Annotated in this window: 13 protein-coding genes; 7 read left to right on the forward strand and 6 right to left on the reverse strand. The window is 40.7% G+C overall.

Features of this window, described 5'->3' with window-relative positions; all coding sequences use genetic code 11:
• Positions 1–163: 163 nt before the first annotated feature.
• The 3 genes from H6541_04320 to H6541_04330 all read right to left on the reverse strand — a co-directional run bounded on the left by H6541_04320 (position 164) and on the right by H6541_04330 (position 6,714).
• Entirely contained in the window at positions 164–2,698 is a 2,535-nt protein-coding gene (locus H6541_04320; protein MCB9014998.1) for a T9SS type A sorting domain-containing protein, read from the reverse strand.
• Between the two features lie 53 nt (positions 2,699–2,751).
• Entirely contained in the window at positions 2,752–5,541 is a 2,790-nt protein-coding gene (locus H6541_04325) for a carboxypeptidase-like regulatory domain-containing protein (protein MCB9014999.1), read from the reverse strand.
• A 96-nt stretch (positions 5,542–5,637) separates the two neighbouring features.
• Entirely contained in the window at positions 5,638–6,714 is a 1,077-nt protein-coding gene (locus tag H6541_04330) for a lamin tail domain-containing protein (GenBank protein ID MCB9015000.1), read from the reverse strand.
• Positions 6,715–7,002: 288 nt separating this feature from the next.
• Between H6541_04330 and H6541_04335 the strand changes: the two genes are divergently transcribed.
• The 5 genes from H6541_04335 (at position 7,003) to H6541_04355 (ending at position 11,450) form a co-directional block, all read left to right on the forward strand.
• Positions 7,003–8,046, forward strand: a complete 1,044-nt coding sequence (locus H6541_04335) for an endonuclease/exonuclease/phosphatase family protein (GenBank protein ID MCB9015001.1) — start codon at positions 7,003–7,005, stop codon at positions 8,044–8,046.
• 93 nt (positions 8,047–8,139) lie between these two features.
• Complete coding sequence (locus H6541_04340; GenBank protein ID MCB9015002.1) at positions 8,140–8,871, forward strand: polyprenol monophosphomannose synthase; 732 nt, start codon at positions 8,140–8,142, stop codon at positions 8,869–8,871.
• 73 nt (positions 8,872–8,944) lie between these two features.
• On the forward strand, positions 8,945–10,291 hold the full coding sequence (locus H6541_04345) for a dihydroorotase (protein MCB9015003.1): 1,347 nt from the start codon (positions 8,945–8,947) through the stop codon (positions 10,289–10,291).
• Positions 10,292–10,312: 21 nt separating this feature from the next.
• Positions 10,313–10,750, forward strand: a complete 438-nt coding sequence (locus H6541_04350) for a hypothetical protein (GenBank protein MCB9015004.1) — start codon at positions 10,313–10,315, stop codon at positions 10,748–10,750.
• Positions 10,751–10,973: 223 nt separating this feature from the next.
• Entirely contained in the window at positions 10,974–11,450 is a 477-nt protein-coding gene (locus tag H6541_04355) for a flavodoxin domain-containing protein (GenBank protein MCB9015005.1), read from the forward strand.
• A 171-nt stretch (positions 11,451–11,621) separates the two neighbouring features.
• Here the strand turns inward: H6541_04355 and H6541_04360 are convergent, their stop codons facing one another.
• The 3 genes from H6541_04360 to H6541_04370 form a co-directional block, all read right to left on the reverse strand.
• Positions 11,622–12,479 carry a hypothetical protein gene (locus tag H6541_04360; GenBank protein ID MCB9015006.1) on the reverse strand — a complete coding sequence of 286 codons (858 nt, stop codon included), beginning with the start codon at positions 12,477–12,479 and terminating at the stop codon, positions 11,622–11,624.
• Between the two features lie 100 nt (positions 12,480–12,579).
• Entirely contained in the window at positions 12,580–15,000 is a 2,421-nt protein-coding gene (locus tag H6541_04365) for a DUF4968 domain-containing protein (protein ID MCB9015007.1), read from the reverse strand.
• A 103-nt stretch (positions 15,001–15,103) separates the two neighbouring features.
• On the reverse strand, positions 15,104–15,997 hold the full coding sequence (locus H6541_04370; GenBank protein ID MCB9015008.1) for a carbohydrate kinase family protein: 894 nt from the start codon (positions 15,995–15,997) through the stop codon (positions 15,104–15,106).
• Between the two features lie 148 nt (positions 15,998–16,145).
• Between H6541_04370 and H6541_04375 the strand changes: the two genes are divergently transcribed.
• Both H6541_04375 and H6541_04380 read left to right on the forward strand, forming a co-directional pair.
• Entirely contained in the window at positions 16,146–17,333 is a 1,188-nt protein-coding gene (locus H6541_04375) for a class I SAM-dependent rRNA methyltransferase (protein ID MCB9015009.1), read from the forward strand.
• A gap of 245 nt (positions 17,334–17,578) precedes the next feature.
• Positions 17,579–20,203: a carbohydrate binding family 9 domain-containing protein gene (locus H6541_04380; GenBank protein MCB9015010.1), complete on the forward strand. Its 2,625-nt coding sequence runs from the start codon at positions 17,579–17,581 to the stop codon at positions 20,201–20,203.
• Positions 20,204–20,264 lie beyond the last annotated feature (61 nt).

Here is a 20,264-nt window from a genome sequence, read left to right on the forward strand (position 1 = left end):
TCTAATGTTTATTAAACATAAAAAAAAATATTAATAAGGAGCATGAGATGACAGCCTGAATTATTTTGGCGTTTTACTGCAGGTTTCCGGTTTGAGCTCAAAACAGAAAAGCTGCTCTTGCAGGCAGCTTTTCTGTTTAATGAGGTAAAGAAATTAAACAGGCTTATTCGAACAATACTTTCTGTGACCAGATAGCATTGGCAGTTTTTAGTCTTAAGAAATAAACGCCTTTATATGTTTTGGCGAAATTGTAATTCATTACATTTTCACCATTCACAAGACTTACTTCCTGCGACGAAATCAGTTTGCCTGTAATATCAAGTAGCTGCATGGTTCCTTGTTCAGGAACAGTAGTGAAACATGATACATTTACATTTCCGTTTTGTACAGGGTTTGGATATACATAAAGCCTGCGGTTAGCTGTATTTTCAAAAATACCATCGCTGCTTTTTACAGTTATGTAAATTTTAGCAATTGAATATAATTCAGGTGAAGCCTGATAAGCAATTTTGTAAGTAATGGAATCAATTCCAGTAAAGCCGGTATTAGGCAGATAATTGATAACATTCGGGTTGCTGAAAGGAATATAAGCATTTCCCTGGGTTGCCTGTGTTTCAATGCTTACAGTAACTGGTGCTTCATAAATATCATTTGAACGAACATCAACTGATACGTCTACATCAGCATTTGTGACCGCTGAATCGTTTACAGCTGTAGGAGGTCCTGACAGTTCAAAAAGCACACCGTTATTTTCAACAAAACGATGGACAAAATTCTGATAATACAGGTTGGCGATGGTTGCATCGTGCACAATCAGTGTGTTTTCATCATTGTCATTGTCGGCAGCGGCGCTCCAGTTGTGTGAACCGGTAAATACAAACGGGTCAGAATTCGGAGCATCCTGATCTACAATCATATATTTGTGATGCATGATGCCGTTTGATACATCATCAAAAGTATAATGAGTACCAAGCGCCTCAGAAAGAATTGTATTTACGGTTGCACCGTTGTTACCTTCAGAATTGGTAAGCACATTAACTGCCGACCCGGCTGATTTTCTTTCAGCAATGGCATTGGCCATTTCATTGCGGGTAATCAGCATGGTGGCAATACTCAGGTCATGATCAGACGTATTGATTTTTTCAACAATTTTGGCATTCACGCCGTCGGTTGGGCTGAAATAACACTCAACCCTTTTGCCATTGATGACAAATTCATGAGGTGTATTGTTCTTTTTGGTGAATCCAAAACGTGCATTTTCCATATTTGGGGTGCTGCTGTTAGAGCCCCACATTTCTTCAAATTCAATTTTATAAGCACGTGCAAGACTCTGATCCTGAATGATAATAACATTATTGGCGTCCAGATTTATCTGGCCATCTGTTAAGTTAGTTGAGCCTGTCCATACAAGTGGTTCATTCGGATCGGCTGATTCGGTATCAAAAAGGATAAATTTGTTATGCATGATACCGGTTCTTTCTGAGCTTGAAGGGCCAACGAGCACATGAACATTGGAGCCTGCGAGTTCGTCGATACCCAGGTTGGCTGTTGTTCCACAACCGATTACACGCACCGTTAAACCTCTGTTGGCTGCAGCTTTCAGCGCATTGCTTACGTTGCTGATGCCCTGGTTGTTGAAGTTATACATGGTAAGGTCAATGGAGTACTTGGCCCGGTTAATATAACTGATGAGTGTATCGTCAATGGCAGAAGGAAGTGTAATAGCATCAATGCCATGTGAATAGGCGTAATCGTTGGGCGTGTTGAAATAAACTTTCATATCACCTGTTGAGCTGGAAATGGTAGCAAATGGCGTAACGCCTGAGAAGGCTGTATCATTTCCGCTAACTGAAAAAGCCTGTACCCATATAACCTGACCAGGCAAAACTCCGGTCACAGACAATTCATGATCAGTTGATCCACCTGCACCGGTTACCATATTTGTAGTAACTGTTTCGGCTGAAAGGCCATAATACATTTCAGTACTTCCGGCAATATTGGTTGTCCAGCTGAAATCAAGCTGTGTTTGTGTAAAATTTGTGTTTTCAAGAACGCTTGTCAGAAAAATAGAACTGCTTACCTGAATATCATCAATGGTACGTGGAAGCAACTGATAACCTTCAGTAGGACTGTTATAGTCAAACTGCGAACATTCAGCAACAAGGTTTACTGACCCGCTTGGGATTGGCTGGCCAACAATGTCAGTTTGGCTGGTTTTTACATAAATGTAACCAGTTTCGCCATTGGCAGTGAATTCATATTTTTTGTTGCCGGTAAATAATCCGCCGCCATCAGAGAAAATGATACCATTTACGCCAACCAGCATTCCTTCATATGTTTCGCCTATTTGGCCTGGAGTCAGGATGATAGGTGCTGGTAATGGATTGCCGGTTGAACGCACCGTTACATTAGTTACCGGGTCAAGCTCGAGTAATTGGTTGTAATTTTTAAGTGTACCGGTAATGGTAACAGAATCTCCTCTGTTGGCAACGCTTACTGCTGAGCCGTAAGCTGCAATGCCGGCAGTGTTGTCCTGAAAATACCTGATAACGCCCAGTTCAGCTCCATTGGTAACAATTCCTTTCACTGTAACAACAGTTCCTACGGCCATTCCTCTGGCTTCCAGAATTGTGTTTTGCGCGCGGGTGAGGGATGATATTCCCAGAAAAGCGAGCGCAAGAATAAGACTTTTTTTCATGAATAATTGATTTGAGTAATTTCTATTAATGGTTTGATTCTTCAATGCGATGCTTAATTAAACGTAATTTTTAATGAAGCAGTCAGCTGGCGGCCAGCTCCCATAAATACAGAGGCTGAGCGGGCATCAAATGAGCTGAAAGGATTCTGAATGTATGTGTCATTATTTTTGGCATCAGAAATATACATAGTATCCAGAGCATTCAGCATATTAAGCCTGATTGTAAAATTAAGTTTCTGCAAAGGTTGTATTTTAAAACGATAACCAGCATGAAAATCAATCAGTCCGTATGATGGCATTCTCCATGATTCAATCGGATTTCCTGATTCATCAGTACATTCTTCCGGGTTGAAATCAGCATAATACCTGTCGAAGAAGGTTGCACCTCCTTCAAAATACAAACCTTTAACCGGTTCGTATCTTAAGCTGGCACCGTATTGGGTTTGGGCAGCATCTCCAACATGAATGCCGGTTGCATCAAAACTGAAGCTATTGGCAGGCTGGTTATTATCGGAAAAGAACATCTGAAGATTGTCAATTTTTTTGTTCCAGATCCAGTCGCCGATAGAAATAAGACCCTGGAAATCGATTTTCTCTGTGATTTTGTAAATAAAATCCAGTTCTACACCAATATGACGGGCATCCATTCCGGGGATATCGCCATAGGTATAACCTTCATTTCCCGTAACAGGATCGGTATATTTACCTCTGACCTGATTGGTGGGCTTATTTTCCCATACCGTCAGGTAGGTATTCAGATTGGCAGTAAATTGTTTGCTGGTATAGCTATAGCCTAATTCAACAGCTTTAACTTTTTCATTTTTTGAAATTGAGTCGGGCAGGAAATTAGCGGTAAATCCGTAGAAGTAATACTTATAATCTTTCGTTTTTGAAAGGTAACCCATATTAACAAAAACATTGCTGTGTTTATTAATATTATAATTGGCTCCCGTCTTGAAAGTAAAGCCTGGCTTATATTTCCAGTCTGATTCTTTATTGCCGAAGTAGTCAATCTTTTTGTAGCCGCTTACCGATGTTGTAAGGTTTACAAATGAACTTATTTTGCCAACTTTATATTCCAAGAGTCCGAATGCACCACCCCAGTTTACAAGGCCATCGTAATAGTAGTTCACTTTATCGCCCACATGTTTCATGGCTGAAGAGCTGTTCGCATCATAGTCAATTCTTTTGTCGCCTTTGTCAATGGCATAATCGCCACCCAGCAAGTCGGTAATTTCACTGTAGTGTTCAGCTGTGTATGACCGAAGGTCAACGCCTCCTGATAAATTAAACTGGTTGTTCAGCTTGTAGGAAAATGTCGACAATAAGCCGTACCAAACATGGTTGTTGTTGTTTTGAACCAGGTAATTGTTTGAATAATAGAGCTTGTCGCTATAAAGTGTATTGATTGGGTAAACCAGACCAAATCCTGAATTAGTAGGTTTGGTATTCTGATTATAGATACTTTGCCAGTTAATTTGTCCGATTTCATCTTCGCTGTATACTCCCGGATTATTGATATAATCGGATTGAGTAATCAGATTGGTATTTTTAAGACTGCTGCGTGGTTGCACACCTCCGCCGGTTCCAAGCGAAAGGTAGGCAATGTTGGTAATACTAAGCCGGTCATTTACAGTCCATAAATCACGAAGGCTGAATTGAGGTTTAAAATAAGTATTAACCATTTCATTCAGAACCTCTTTTTTGGCATTGGGATTTATTTCGCGGGCAGAAAAGTCGCTGTTCCATTGTTCGGCATCGCGTTTTATATAACCCCAATGTGCATTGTAACTAATGCCCTGATTATTGATGACAGGAATGTCTTCTGAATTTACACCGTGCTCTTTGGCATAGGCTGTGTCATAATCAGCAATGGCGCGTTTGTAATTACGTTGTTTGTGGGTTTGGGGGGCACCAAATGCGGTAAGACTGGTAAGGTGATTGCCCCACATTTTATCAATTTTAGCATAAAAAAACCAGGCATTTACGCTGGTTTGATCAACCCAGCCATTTCCGTTTTTGTAAGCTCCTGCAAGCGTGATTCCCCAGCCATTTTTTAGTCTGCCTGTTGTTAGCCCCAAATTGGTAGTGAGTTTGCCTTCAGCATCAACTCCTTGTTCAATGCTATACTGACGTTTGTTATCAATCCCTTTGGTAATTATATTCATAGTTCCACCAACTGAAGGGAGGGCAAGTTTGGATGCGCCCAAACCTCTTTGAACCTGAATGCTGCGTGTTACGGCATCTAATCCAAACCAGTTTGACCAGTATACCCAACCATTTTCCATATCATTTACAGGGATTCCGTCGAGCATAACAGCTACATTTCGCTGGCTGAAACCCCGGATGGTGATACGGGCATCGCCATCGCCGCCGCCCTGTTGTGTGGCATAAACACCAGGCGTTTTGTTCAGCAGCATAGGAATATCCTGTCCTGCAAGTCTTTCTTCAATTTTGGCAGGAAGCAAAGTAGTAAAAGCAACCGGGGTTTCGCGCACCTTGGCATAATCAGCCGTTACTTCAATGCCATCAAGAGATACTGTAGCCCGAAGTAAAAATGAAAGTTTTAATGGACTTCCTGAAACAGAAATCTCTCTGGTAATCATATTGTAACCAACAAAAGAAACCTGCAGTACATGTTTTCCTTTGTTCAGTTCCAGCTTAAAGTTGCCATCGATATCACTCACCGTTCCGGTAGTGGTTCCTTTGATGATAATATTGGCGCCAACAATGGTTTCGCCTGTAATGGAGTCTTTTATAACTCCGGTAACCTGTTGTTTTTGTGCAAATGCTGAGAGTGCAGCAATGATCAAAAATGAGAATAGTAGTAGTTTACGTGTCATTGGAAGGCTTATTTATATATTTAAAACAGGTATCTGAAGTGATGCAATGCTCCTTTTCAGATACCTGTTAATCAATTTGATCAGGAAAATTTAAGGCTAGTTAGCCAGAATTTTTTTGACACTTGTAACGCCATCATTAGAGGTTACACGTACCATGTACATTCCTTTTTCTAAAGAAAGAGGGCCTACTTCCAACTGCTTTTGTCCTTTTTTATAGGTGTGAGCATAAACCCGCTGGCCAATAACTGAGAAAATCTCAACTTCTTTAACCGGTAAAGACGAATTAATAGTAAAACGGTCGGTAATTACAGGATTGGGGTAAATATTCAGATTCAATTCTGATGGGTTATCATTTACACCTGCTGTAGCTGCTACGCAAACATGTGAACCCAAATTTGTCCAAATATCTTTGTAAACAAAGTGTCCGGCTGTATCAACAACTGCAGGAACTGTATCCCATTCCATATTTACAATGAAAGGGTTTGGATTTGTAACAACACCTTTTACAACAGAAGCTTTACGGATTAGAGAGTGATCAGATGTCCATGACATCCAGAAAGGACCAAAAGAAGTGCCATTGGTGGCGTTTTTCTGAACGATGTAATTAACAACTTTACCAGTAACTTCTACGCCATTGGCGGTATAGGTAAGCGTTGAATCTTTCACATATGACCATCCGGTTTCAGCTGAAATTGTTGCGCCAAGCCCGATTTGTCCGAACAAGTCAACTGAAGTAACATTCGACATATCTGCGTTGGGTGCTTCGCCATTTGGTGTTTTAACCAATGCCATCGCATCATTCCCATTCATATAAGTTGGTGCCGGATAAGCGCCATCGAGCTGATCGGCCAATGCCTGTAATACAGGGCTGCATGCGGGCGATGAGGAGGTTGATGAAGTTTGACCGTTTACCAATACAAAAGTCTGATAAGGAGCCAGTGTGCCGCTGAGCCTGGTAGCACCACCTTCGGCAAATGTTGAACTTCCATTGCTGAAGCGCAATACATAATATACACTCAGGTCAATGGTCTGATTGGTTGGATTGTAAATCTCAAGTGCCTTATTATTGCCGCTTCCCTCAACATATTCTGAGAAAAACAAGTCTGTTGGAGTTTGTGCTGTTGCAAAAATGGCTGTAAAAAACACAACCACAAGGGGTAAAAAAGCTTTCATAAGCGATTGATTTTAAATTATTTTAACAAATTTCTTGTGTCTGAAGTACAATCATTCAGTCTACAAAAGTACAAGTATTTTTTTAAGGAATCTGTTTAATAGGCAATTAATATTTATGAAACTCAGCTATTTGTTCAATGTATGCAAAAAAAAGTCAGAAATGTACTTCGCAACTGAACATTACGTTATTGAATCGTGCAATCAACTTGAGTATAATATCAATACCTTTGCGCACGCATTTTAGATTATCGTTTTGTAAACCGAATAGACTGCATTTAATCTGGTAAAATGAAAAAATTGAACTGTTTGAGGTTGTGTAAAAAATTACTTCTTGTTTTTTTGGTTGTGATATCGATGCAATCCTGTGCTCAGGGTCAGAAGTTAAATACGACATGTATTGCTTTCTATAACCTTGAGAATATGTATGATACTATAGATGATCCCCGGATTGATGATGCTGATTTTCTTCCTTCAGGAAATTATAATTGGACTGAAGCACGTTATCAGGCAAAACTTTCAAATATGGCTAAGGTGATTTCAGGTCTGGGGGCTGAATTCGTTGCCGGAGGCCCTTCTGTTATAGGATTGGCAGAGGTGGAGAACCGCGGTGTGTTGGAAGATTTAATAAACACTCCCATGCTTCGGGATAAAGGTTACCGGATTATTCATTATAACTCGCCGGATGAACGAGGAATAGATGTGGCTTTACTTTATAAATCAAATGATTTTAAAGTTTCAAATACTACATCCAACCGTTTGGTAATTCCTGAACAAAAAGATTTTCATACCCGCGATCAGTTGGTTGTAACCGGTGAGCTGGATGGTGAGAAAATTAGTGTAATTGTTAATCACTGGCCTTCGCGCCGCAGTGGACCGGAATACCGTAAGGAAGCAGCCAGGCTGTGCCGCCATTTAAGCGATTCGCTGATGCGAGAGGATAAAAATGCCAGAATCCTCATTATGGGAGATATGAATGATGATCCTGCCGATAGCAGTGTTTTTGATGTATTGGGAGCTAAAGGGCTCAGGGAAAACCTCCGGAAAGGAGAGTTGTTTAATCCTATGTGGATGATACACCACAATGGACGCGGAACATTAACATACCGCGACAACTGGAATCTTTTTGATCAAATAATTGTGTCTCAAGCCTTGCTATCTAAAAAAGCGAAGGGGTGGAAGCTAGATCATGCTGATATTTGTAATGAGAAATTCCTGTTTGAACAGGAAGGTAAATATGCCGGAAATCCGTTCAGAACTTATGCAGGACGTAAGTATCTGGGTGGATATAGTGATCATCTGCCTGTTTTCCTGATTCTGAATAAACAGAATTAGTGCCGAATTCGTTGTTTTTTTTATGAATTTAGCATCGTTAAAATTTTTCAAACGCAGTTTTTTAGTTTAATTTCGCTGATTAAAATTTATAGTGTGAAAGATAGTCTGGTCGTTATCCCAACATTCAACGAAAAGGAAAATATTGAACGTATTATCCGTAAGGTTTTTTCGTTGAGCAAAGAGTTTGATATCCTAATTGTGGAAGACAATTCACCTGATGGCACTGCAGCCATTGTGCGAAGGCTGATGCAGGAATTTCCAAACCGTTTGTTTATGGAAGAGCGCAAAGGCAAGCTGGGATTAGGTACAGCCTACATTCATGGCTTTAAATGGGCTCTTGGCCGTAGCTATAGTTTTGTTTTTGAGATGGATGCCGATTTTTCGCACAATCCCGACGATTTGCTGAAACTTTATGATGCCTGTGCCAATCAGGGCGCCGATGTTGCCATAGGATCCAGGTATATAAAAGGAGTGAATGTTGTTAACTGGCCTATGGGCAGGGTGTTGATGTCGTATTTTGCTTCCTACTATGTGCGTATTGTTACCGGTATGAAAATTATGGATACAACTGCCGGTTTTAAATGTTACCGGCGCGGGTTGCTTGAAACAATTGATTTCGATTGTATCAAATTTACCGGTTATGCCTTTCAGATAGAAATGAAGTATACAGCCTGGAAGCTTGGATTCAAAATCATTGAAGTACCCATCATTTTTACCGATCGTACTGAAGGAGAATCCAAGATGAGCAGGGGTATTTTCAGGGAAGCCATCCTTGGGGTTATACAGCTCCGATTTAAACGTATCAGACCCAGAAAGGCTGCCTGAAATCTGATTCTCATCTGTTTATTTTGTATCTTTACCGGAGTACTTTAGTTGAACCGGAAATTTTCCTTTTGTCATGAAAAAGAAATATCTGATTTTAGGCGCAACCATCATTAATGAAGGGCATGCTTTTAAAGGCAGTGTTTTAATCAACAATGGCCTTATCAGCATGATTATGCCCGGCGAATTTTCGGGTATGGATGGTGTAGAGATTATTGATGGGGAAGGGAAATGGCTGTTGCCTGGAGTGATTGATGATCAGGTGCATTTCCGTGATCCGGGGCTTACCCACAAGGGCGATATTTATACCGAAAGCCGCGCCGCTGTAGCAGGTGGAGTTACCTCTTATATGGAAATGCCCAACACTGTCCCCAATACCCTCACCCAGCTGCTACTCGAAGAGAAATATCGCATGGCTTCAGAAAAGTCACTTGCCAATTTCTCATTTTATATGGGTGCTTCGAATGACAACCTGAGTGAAATTTTAAATACAGACCCTCTGACTGTATGCGGCATAAAAGTTTTTATGGGTGCCTCTACGGGAAATATGCTGGTTGATAACCCCGAAACCCTTGAAAATATTTTCAAATTTGCGCCTACTCTTGTAGCTGTGCATTGTGAGGATGAAGAAACCATCAGAACTAATACTAAAGCCGCTATCAACAAATACGGGGAAACTATCCCTTTTTCGGCCCACCCCGAAATTAGAAGCAGTGAAGCTTGCTACAAATCAAGCTCGCTTGCTGTAAAACTGGCGAAGAAATACAATACCCGCCTGCATATCCTGCATCTTTCAACCGCATCTGAACTTGATTTGTTGTCTCGCAGCCAGGCTAATGCTGATAAAAGAATTACAGCCGAGGTTTGCGTACATCATTTGTGGTTTTCGGATAATGATTACGATAAACTTGGCCCTAAAATTAAATGGAATCCTTCAATAAAGGCTGTTTCAGACAGGGAAGCACTTCGCAATGCTTTGCTTGATGGTCGCCTGGATGTGGTAGCAACTGACCATGCCCCGCATACTGGCGAAGAAAAATCCAGGCCTTATTCCTCATGTCCGTCAGGCGGGCCGCTTGTGCAGCATTCTCTGGCAGCCATGCTCGAATTATGTCACAGCAATCAGCTTTCGCCTGCTATGGTGGTTGAAAAAATGTGTCATGCGCCGGCCCGTATTTTCAGCATCGATCGCCGGGGCTTTATCAGACAAGGGTATCATGCCGATCTCGTATTGGTTGACCCGAATGCTCCCTGGACTGTTAGACCTGAGAATATTCTCTATAAATGTGGCTGGTCTCCTTTTGAAGGACAGACTTTTCATTCAAAAATTACACATACCTTTGTGGGCGGTCACCTGGCCTGGCACAACGGTGTTTTTGATGAAAGTGAAACAGGTTGCAGGTTGCTATTTAACAGACAATAAATCAAAAACTTGCAAAAAACTATGCGCCGTTTGCTGATGATTGCACTCAGTATTACTATGTTTACTGCCTGCCAACGTACCCATGTAAAAAAGGAACTTTATGAGGATGGAACCCTTAAATCGGAGAAAACCTATGAAAAGGTTAACGGTAAAGAGGTTCTGGTAAAGGAAGTGGATTATCACCTCAATGGTCAGAAATATATGGAAGGGGGGTATGTAAATGAACTGCGTGAAGGATACTGGGCTTCCTGGTATAAAAGTGGGTCGCTCTGGAGTGAAGGCGAATTTAAAGCCGGTGAAAGCAACGGTAAACGCACTGTTTATTTCGAAAATGGGAAAATCTATTATACCGGTTATTTTAATATGGGTAAACGATCAGGCACCTGGACATTTTTTGATGAGGATGGGGAAAAGATAAACGAGATTGTTTATGACAGTATTCCCCAGGTCAAAAAATAGCTTACTTTTTGATGGTTTTCTGAAATTAACCTCATTTTGACCATTCTTTACGTATTGCTGAAAACTGTTCTCCTGTAGATTTCAAATGTAGCAGGTGGGGTGTTTACGTGGTGTCTTGTCAAAAGAGATTTCATGACCGAAATGAAATTCTAAGTGGGTTTACAAATGAGTTCTTCAGTTTTTTTTCGATTAAGAGAATTTTAAAACAGAAAATACAGTTTGTATGAAAACGGCAATTATTTATCGCTCACATCACGGAACAACTGAAAAAGTGGCCTATATGCTAAGTGAAGCATTAGGGAAGGACAGCACTGATTTGTTCAATCTTAAGTTAAACGAAAAGGCAGATTTGAATAAGTATGATCAGATAATAATCGGGGGTTCTATTCATGCCGGCAATATTCAAAAACGTGTAAAGGAATTTTGCAACAGCAACCTGGATGTGCTTTTAAAAAAGCCGTTAGGCCTTTTCCTAAGTTGTATGGAAGAAGAGAAAGCCCGTGAGCAGTTTGACCTTGCCTTTCCTGAAGTGCTGCGAAATCATGCCAAAAGTTGCAAACTTACTGGCGGAGAGTTTAATTTTGAGCGAATGAATTTCATTGAAAAACTATTGGTGAAAAAAATTGCAGGAGTAACGGATTCTGTTTCAAAAATTGATGAATCCAAAGTGTTTGAGATGGTTGAGGAGATGTCTGCCTGAAACAGGAATCTGATGTTTACAATTCATGGGTTTGATTCTTCACTTCCTGTAGCTAAATAAGTGAGGTTTGAAGTTTTTTTTGAAACCAGAGATAAAAAAGAGGCGCTGATTACTAACAATCAGCGCCTCTTTTTTGAATATAAATGATGTTTTAACCCATTGAAATTCAAATTAATCAACAATAATTACCAGATATTTTGATGCAGACCAGAATTCTTTGGGATTCACGATTACAATGCTATCCACCGCTTTCTCGCCGTAAATTTTATAGGATTGAGAAGGATGTGTGGTGATTATTTGTGCTTTTTTCTTTAGCACCGGAATTGATTTAAGTCTGGTGATGTCAACTCTGGTAAAGTAGTCGCGATTGAAGTCTTCTTTCAGTTTTTTGTTGCGTCCTATTCCCGCAAAACCACCTTCCACGGTAATGATTTTTTGTTCAACCAGCTCTTTTTTATTGCCAATAACAAAATAAGCAGTGTTTAAAGCATCTGTTTGTTCATTAATGGTTTGTGATTTCGACTGGCTTTCAGCAGCCAGATTTTCAACATTTGAGGTCAGAATTTCAATCTGAATGTTCATTTTCTCCAATTGTTCGCGAAGCTGTGCAATCTGCCCATCCTTTTCTTCAATCTGGCGTGACATGCGTTCAATCATTTGTTCCAGTGCTGTTACTTTGGCATTTGATTTACGCAATTTGGATTTCAGTTCAGCAATAGTTTGTTTGTTCTTTTGCAACATTTCATAAATCAGATTGATGTCGCGGTTTATTTGCTCTTTCTGATCAGGCTCTAGTTCTCCGTCAGTTGCTGTACTTTTGGTAATCAGCATTTCAGCCTGCTTTATGGAGTCGAGGTTTGCCTGAATGGAATTAAACGACTCCAGATAATCCAGAATTGTGGTATCTTTTGTAAAACCCAGTGTCAGCAGGCTGTCATAGCGGGCCTGCAGTGATTCAAATTCCTTTTTTTTACCGTTGCAGGCAAACAGGAATGGCATTATTAAAGCAATGAAAATCAGTTTTTTCATATTGCGCGTTTTTTTGTTTTTTGGATGTGCAAAGTTACAACAAAAACATGCTTTGTAATCTCAATGGCAGCACATTTACGCATTTAATATTTGAGCTTTATTAATAGAGATTTTTTACAATTTCGATGCTCTCTCCTTTCATCGGGCATGTGACTTTTATCTCAAGTAACTTATTGTTTTCGTCCCATTTCCAGGACTTGGGACTGGTGTATGAGTTGTTTATTTTTACACCTGCTGGCTTACCAGCCAGATTGTGCACCAAAAGCGTAATTTCGTTGTCAGATTGGTTTAATTGTTTGCTCATTCTGTTTTTTTGAATCAGAAACCTGAGCGTGTTGCCGGTTGATGTTGCAGTAAAATTCATCATCTCATAATTACCCTTTTCAAAGGCTTGGGGAGTTTCTCCATTGTCATTATATAATTTGTATCTGCTTTCGGCAACTAAACTGTCGGCATAATAATGCAAATCAAAGGTTTTGAGCGAATAATTTTTAGTGTTTTCTGCTTTTTGTAACATTGGAATAAACGACCCGCCCTTTACAAACACAGGAATATTGTCAATGGTTAATGGAAAGGTAATTTCTTGTCCGCCCGGGTATATATTTCCTGTATAGAAATCGGTCCATGATGTTCCTTCCGGCAAGTAAATATTTTGTGTTTTTACGCCGGGTTCTTTTACTGGTGACACAAGGAATGCATCGCCCCACATATAGGCTTTGTCGTATGTCAGCAACTTCTGGTTTTGGGTTTCATTAAAGAAAAGCGGAATCATCAATGGTTTTCCGGTACGGCTGTTTTCAAAAGCCATATTATAAATGTAAGGTATCAGTTTATACCTGAGTTCAATTGATTTTTTAACGAGGTTTTTAGTGATTTCATTTTGGAAAACGGGCTCAGCGGGGATATGTTCCTGTGCATGAGGACGATATATGGGTTGAAATACTCCATATTGAAGCCATCGGGTATAAAGTTCGTTGTTCATGGTGTCGCCTCCGGCAAAACCTCCGAGGTCTGAATGCATATAGGCAAGCCCCTGCATTCCCATTTGCAGTGATATTTCAGGTTGAGGAACAAGTCCTCCCCAGCTACGGCTAACATCTCCGGTCCATGGTATCATTCCATACCTTTGTGAACCAGCATAACCAGCACGCATCAGAATAAAGGGCCTTTGCTGGGGGAAATCCTTTTGATATCCTTCGTAAATCAGTCTGGCCCATTCGTGTCCGTATGAGTTATGCAATTCGTCAGCAGAGCCTGCAATGTGTTGTAATGCTGATGGATGTACTTCCGGTTCACCTAAATCGCCCCACCATCCGCCAATACCCTGGCTGGTAAACTTTTTATAAATATCCCAAAACCATGTTCTGGCTTTAGGATCGTAAATGTCGATAAGTCCGGTATTGCCAAAGTAGAAGTCATAAGTGTAAGGGTTGCCTTTTCCGTCGGTGGCCAGTACTTTGTTGTCAACAGCCTCCTGCCAGCGGTTGGATGTTGTGAGAATAAAAGGCTCTGTAACCAGTATTGTTTTCACACCCTTCTTTTTGAATCGCTCTATCATTTTTTCAGGCCTTGGGAAACTATCTCTATACCAGTCAAGATTACCCATGGTGCCCTTAATTTCTTTGCCAAACCAATAAATATCTATTATTACAGCATCAAGTGGAATTCCATCTTTAAAGAATTTTTTAACTGTTGATTCAGTTTCAGCCTGCGAATGATATCCAAATCGACTGCTGAAATTGCCGAACGCCCAACGGGGAGGCAATGGCTGTCTGCCTGTCAGACCAGTATATTGGTCAACCAGGTCATACCAGTTGTCGGCTGCAATCACATAGTAGTTTGGCGTACCACCAACTGTTTCATAAGTAATTTCGTTTTTGCTTTTGCTGTCTAAATCAAGGTATCCGGCGCTGGCATTGTCGAATAGTACTGCATATTGTTTTGACGACAAGAATAGTGGCAATGTGTAGTTCATTAAAGGTGAATGTGTTTCATATCCGTAATGAGCGCGGTTGTATAACTGTAGCCGGTTTCCGCGACGATTCATTCCAAGTACTCTGGCTCCTCCGCCGTAAAGAATCTCATCTTTGTCAATCGAAAAATTAATCAACTGCAAAGTGTCTGTTGGTATAAAGCCTTGATTTTCGGAAATTAACAACCTTTCTTTAAAGTAATAAGCGATTTTAAAGGGTGATTTGGTGATTTTAATCGTGAGTCCTTTTGAGCCTATATCAATAAGATTACCTTCTTCAATAAATGTGAAATCAACTTTGTTAATTTTCTCTTCAACAGCAAAAGAAAAATTATGTGTTGCCTGTCCTGCCGGATAAAAAGTAACATGAACAATCTTGTCACTTTGCGGTGCAATAAAATATTTGCCATCGCTTACTTCAAGTTCAAGCTTATCGCCCAGCACTTTAATGCTCTTAAACTGTCGGTCAGTTTGTTGCGCATGCGCAGCTAACGACAGGAATAACAGTGTTAGCAGTGCTAAAAAATGGCTGTAGAGTTTCGATTTCATGTTGATCATCCGGTTAATGATTGAAGTTATAAAATTAGTGATTTCTGCTGAGTCTTTTTTTTGCCAGATATATTGAGTCAGTGGTTTGAAAATGAGGCGTCTACTATTTTGAGAAATGCTTGTTGAACAAATTTTCAAGCAGTGATGTGCTAAGTTCCGGATGAAAAAGCTGATCGGAATTCACGCAAAGAGCTCCGGCAATACTTCCCATCTGCATGCATTTGTGCATGGAATATCCATTAGAAAATCCGTATAAAAAACCGCTGAAATAGGCATCGCCGGCCCCGTTACTGTCAATGAGATTAAAATCTGTGAGTGCTTCTGCTTCATACCAATGTCCGTCTTTGGTCAAACCGGTTGAACCTTTTTTCCCATGTGTTACTACAACCAGCTCCTTTCCTTCATCAATCATTTTTTGCATGAAAGGCCGGTAATCCGGAAGGTTGTCAGAGCTCATCAGAACATAATCACTGTATTTGACAAAGTCTTTATGCCATGGATTTTTACCGTCGTAGTCATGCAGGTCTGTCCACACGGGTTTGCCGGAAGCTTTAACCATTGGCAGAATTTTTTTTGTATATCCACTCAGGTTGATGACAATAAAATCAGCCGCATTTATAAAGGGATGAAACTGCTGATAGCTTAAAGGAGGTTCTTCTGCAATATTATTTGTAAATATTGAGATTCTTTCTCCGGCAGCATTCATCAAATTAGTATGGCGCTCAGTGCCACCCCGGAAATTGTCAAATTGAAAATGCAGATTCGGTTTGTTCAATGATTCAATTGCTTTTTTCCCAAAACTGTCATCCCCAATTAAAGCATGCAAATAAACGTCAAATCCCAGCCGGCTTAGGTTTAGTGCTTTTCCGCTTCCGGTCGATCCAATGGTTTCATTAAACCGGCACTCATGTATGGTCTGGGGAACAGGAGCGGGAAATTCAGGAAGATAAATAATGCTGTCAATAGATACGCCTCCAGCAACAAATACATTTTTCATAGGGGTTAATTGGTTAATATTTCCGGACAAAGGTTGTCAATGCAAATTTAAGTGAATTACCTCATTTTTATAAATGCTTGTTTTTGCGCATGAAGTTCTGAGCATTCATTTATCCGATTAAGCTTACATTTGCTGAAAATTTAAGTTTATGCAGATTTCGGGTAAGATCATTCTCAGCAAGGGCCGTGATGAGGCTGTCAAACGTTTTCATCCCTGGGTTTTTTCAGGGGCTATACATCATGTTGATGGTACGCCTGAAGATGGTGATATTGTTGAAGTTTATGATATTGCAGGAAATTATCTGGCAACTGGTCATGCTTGCACCGGTTCTATTGCTGTGAAAGTTTTTCACTTTGGGCCTCATAAACCTGATGGTAATTTTTTAAAGAACAAATTGTTGCAATGCCTTCAGCTACGGCGCGATATTGGTTTTACCAACAATGCCCAAAGTAATGCTTACCGGCTGGTGTTTAGCGAAGGTGATGGATTGCCTGGTCTGATAATTGATTTTTATAATGGAGTTGCGGTCATTCAGGCACATAGTACGGGAATGTATTTAATGCGCAATGCATTATCGGATGCACTCAAAGAGATTTATGGACCGGAGTTAAAAGCAGTTTATGATAAAAGTGCTGAAGCATTGGGTAAATCAGGCGGTTTGTCACAGGGTGATGGTTTTTTATTCAAAAGCTCAGAATCTGTGGAAATCCTTGAAAATGGTCATAAGTTTCTGATTGATTTTGTACAAGGTCAGAAAACAGGCTATTTTCTCGACCAAAGAGATAATCGCGCTTTGTTAGGCTCTTATGCAAAAGGTAAAAAAGTCCTGAATGCATTCTGTTATACAGGAGGTTTCTCGGTTTATGCTTTGGCTGCCGGTGCAAAAATGGTTGTTTCGCTTGATAGTTCCCGCAAGGCAATGGATACGCTGGAAGAAAACCTGCGCATGAATGGATTTGATAAATCCCGGCATGAGAGTGTTGTTGCGGATGCCAAAGTGTATTTAAGTACTATGCCTGATGATTTTGACCTGATTGTGCTCGATCCACCTGCGTTTGCTAAACGGCATGCCGACCGGCATAAGGCCCTGCAGGGATATCGATATATCAATGCCGCTGCTTTAAGTAAAATTAAAGCCGGAGGACTTCTTTTTACTTTTTCATGCTCACAGGCAATGGATCGTGAAATGTTTGTTTCAATGGTTATGTCGGCTGCGCTTGAAGCCAAACGGAATGTACGCATTCTTCATCATATGGGACATTCAGCTGACCATCCGGTAAGTGTGTTTCATCCCGAAGGCGAATACTTGAAAGGCTTGGTGTTGAGTATTGGCTAGCATTGATTTTAATAGGATCATTTTACTGATTTCATTATTTGTAAGCTAATAGTGATAGCAACATTACTATGCCAGGCCATTTTCCATTTATTGTCCGATGGCGCACACTTCGTTTTCAAATCCGGTCAGCTTTATTCACTTCGTTAAGTTTAATTAGCACAAAATCAGGCTTATGCAATTTGGCATAGTTTTGTGTAACAAACGGTTAAATATCCTGTCTTAAAGAGGTATTAAACTTTTTGCCGATGCGACAATTCATTATCATAGGGCTCACCATACTGTTATGCCATCTCCAGGCTATAGCAATGAATGATAGCCTGAAATCATATATACCATCCCGAATATCAGGTGCGCCGCCGGTTACCGACGGTTTTATAGATAAAAGTGAATGGCCTGAGCAAGGCTGGGAAACAGGATTTGTGCAGCACAGACCTCTGGAAGCACAGCCTCCTACGCAGCCAACAAGCTTTAATATTTTGTACGATAATGACCATATTTATGTGGCTTTCAGAATATCTGAACCCGATCCGAAAAAAATAAGCAGGCGTTTGTCGCGCCGCGATGAAATGGAAGGAGACATGGTGGGTATTCAAATAGACAGCTATTTTGATAAAACTACAGCATTTTTCTTTTGGGTTACCGCTGCCGGCGTTAAAATTGATGGAGTAACCGTAGATGGAACCGGAGAGGATATGTCATGGGATGCCTTGTGGACAGGCAAGGCAGCCTTTGACAGCCTCGGATGGACTGTTGAAATGCGCATACCGCTGACCCAACTCAGATTTGCGCGTGCTGAAACGCATACATGGGGTTTGCAGGTATTGCGCTATACACAACGGTTTGATGAGGTTGACATATGGCAGCCTATACCCCGCGATGCTTCAACATGGGTAAGCCGTTTTGGTACTTTGGAAGGTTTAAAGGGTATTGAACCCAAACGACAGATTGAGCTGATGCCTTACATGGTAGCTTCTACCGAAAGATATCAAGCAGAAGAAGGAAATCCATTCCGAACCGGGAAATCATCCAGTTTATCGGCCGGTTTTGATGGAAAAATAGGAATAACCAATAATATGATTCTTGACTTTACCATTAATCCTGACTTTGGTCAGGTTGAAGCAGACCCTTCCGAGGTTAATCTTACTGCTTATGAATCGTATTTTGAGGAAAAACGTCCTTTTTTTGTTGAGGGACGCAACATATTGAGTTTCGGGGTGTCGCCGGGTGAAAATGAATCTTCAAGTGATAATCTTTTTTATACCCGTCGTATCGGCCGATCGCCTCATCGCGATATTTCTGATTATGATTATACTGATACGCCGTCCAATACAACTATTCTGGGGGCTTTTAAACTTACCGGAAAAACCAGCAACGGGTGGTCGGTTGGGGCACTTGAATCCGTTACTTCCAGAGAACGGGCTGATGTCATTCTGGCTGAGAAAACGGATAATGTTGAGGTTGAACCGCTGACAAACTATTTTGTTGGACGTTTGCAAAAGGATATTGATAAAGGAACCACTAAATTGGGAGGTATTTTTACGGCTGTAAACCGCAATATTGAAGATGCTGCAATGAATAATCTGCACAAAGCAGCCTATTCGGGAGGTGTTGATTTTAATCATACCTGGAAAGACCGGACTTATTATCTTAATATTAAAGGCATGTTTAGCCATGTATTGGGTGATTCTACTGCCATTAAAGAAACACAGGAATCATCAGCCAGATATTTTCAGCGACCTGATAATGATTATGTGAAATATGATCCTTCACGCACATCGCTTTCAGGACATGCAGGTGTGGTTGAGTTTGGAAAGGCCGGAAGTGGAAACTGGCGTTATGTTACATGGATAAATTGGCGTTCACCGGGTTTCGAACTGAATGATGCGGGTTTTCAACGCCGCTCCGACGATATTTTTCAGGTTATCTGGGTAGGATACAGGTATTATAAGCCCTTGGGTATTTTTAAGCAAATCAGCCTTAATTTTAATCAGTGGAGCGGTTGGGATTTTGGCTTAAATAACCGTTATTCAGGCGTTAATGTGAACGCCAATACACAGTTTAAAAATTTGTGGAATTTTGGAATCGGGGTTAACAGAGATTTTGCCCAGCGGGCTAATTATATGCTCAGAGGTGGCCCGGCTATGCTTTTACCGGGTGGCACAAGTTTTTGGACTTCGCTATCAACTGACAATTCAAAGAAAATTAACGGAGGTGCCAGTTTCCAAATGTTTCGTGGTGATGAGAGTGTAAATGAATCCTATTCAGCCAGCCTGCGCCTTACCTGGGCGCCTGTAAATGCCTTGAATATTTCACTTACTCCGTTTTATAGCGCGGATAAAACTATGCTTCAGTATATCGAAACAGCTGATTTTAATCAGAATCCAAGGTATATTTTCGGGTTTCTCTCCCAAAAAACAATTGGTTTGCCAATTCGGATTAATTTTGGGATTACTCCGGATCTTACCATTCAATATTATGGCCAGCCCTTTATCTCGGCAGGGAAATATTCAGCATACAAGAGGATTACCGACCCCAAAGCAGATGCATTTAACGACAGATTTTTGTATTATCAGGATGCTCAGTTGATGTATAATGCTGAGGACGAGGTTTACAATGTTGATGAAGACCTGAATGGAACCCCTGATTATACTTTTGACAAGCCGGATTTTAATGCATTCTATTTTATTTCCAATCTGGTTGTCCGTTGGGAATATTTGCCAGGCTCTTCAGTCTATCTTGTTTGGTCACAAAACCGTTCTGATAACACGTCAACAGGTGAGTTCAGGCCTGCTCCCGATATGGAGCATTTGTCTTTCATTTATCCCCACAATGTTTTTCTGATAAAGGTTTCATACCGACTGGGTTTATAGCAACCTGTGAAAGGTAAAGCTGAAAAATATGGGGGGCTCCAGTACAAAGATTTTGTTAGTG

It is taken from the genome of Lentimicrobiaceae bacterium, from assembly GCA_020636745.1.
Taxonomy (GTDB): domain Bacteria; phylum Bacteroidota; class Bacteroidia; order Bacteroidales; family Lentimicrobiaceae; genus Lentimicrobium.

Coding starts and splice junctions, on each gene's coding strand:
- H6541_04375 (MCB9015009.1), top strand. CDS start 16,146: ATGCAGATTTCGGGTAAGATCATTCTCAGCAAGGGCCGTGATGAGGCT.
- H6541_04325 (MCB9014999.1), bottom strand. CDS start 5,541: ATGACACGTAAACTACTACTATTCTCATTTTTGATCATTGCTGCACTC.
- H6541_04345 (MCB9015003.1), top strand. CDS start 8,945: ATGAAAAAGAAATATCTGATTTTAGGCGCAACCATCATTAATGAAGGG.
- H6541_04365 (MCB9015007.1), bottom strand. CDS start 15,000: ATGAAATCGAAACTCTACAGCCATTTTTTAGCACTGCTAACACTGTTA.
- H6541_04355 (MCB9015005.1), top strand. CDS start 10,974: ATGAAAACGGCAATTATTTATCGCTCACATCACGGAACAACTGAAAAA.
- H6541_04370 (MCB9015008.1), bottom strand. CDS start 15,997: ATGAAAAATGTATTTGTTGCTGGAGGCGTATCTATTGACAGCATTATT.
- H6541_04360 (MCB9015006.1), bottom strand. CDS start 12,479: ATGAAAAAACTGATTTTCATTGCTTTAATAATGCCATTCCTGTTTGCC.
- H6541_04320 (MCB9014998.1), bottom strand. CDS start 2,698: ATGAAAAAAAGTCTTATTCTTGCGCTCGCTTTTCTGGGAATATCATCC.
- H6541_04335 (MCB9015001.1), top strand. CDS start 7,003: ATGAAAAAATTGAACTGTTTGAGGTTGTGTAAAAAATTACTTCTTGTT.
- H6541_04350 (MCB9015004.1), top strand. CDS start 10,313: ATGCGCCGTTTGCTGATGATTGCACTCAGTATTACTATGTTTACTGCC.
- H6541_04330 (MCB9015000.1), bottom strand. CDS start 6,714: ATGAAAGCTTTTTTACCCCTTGTGGTTGTGTTTTTTACAGCCATTTTT.
- H6541_04380 (MCB9015010.1), top strand. CDS start 17,579: ATGCGACAATTCATTATCATAGGGCTCACCATACTGTTATGCCATCTC.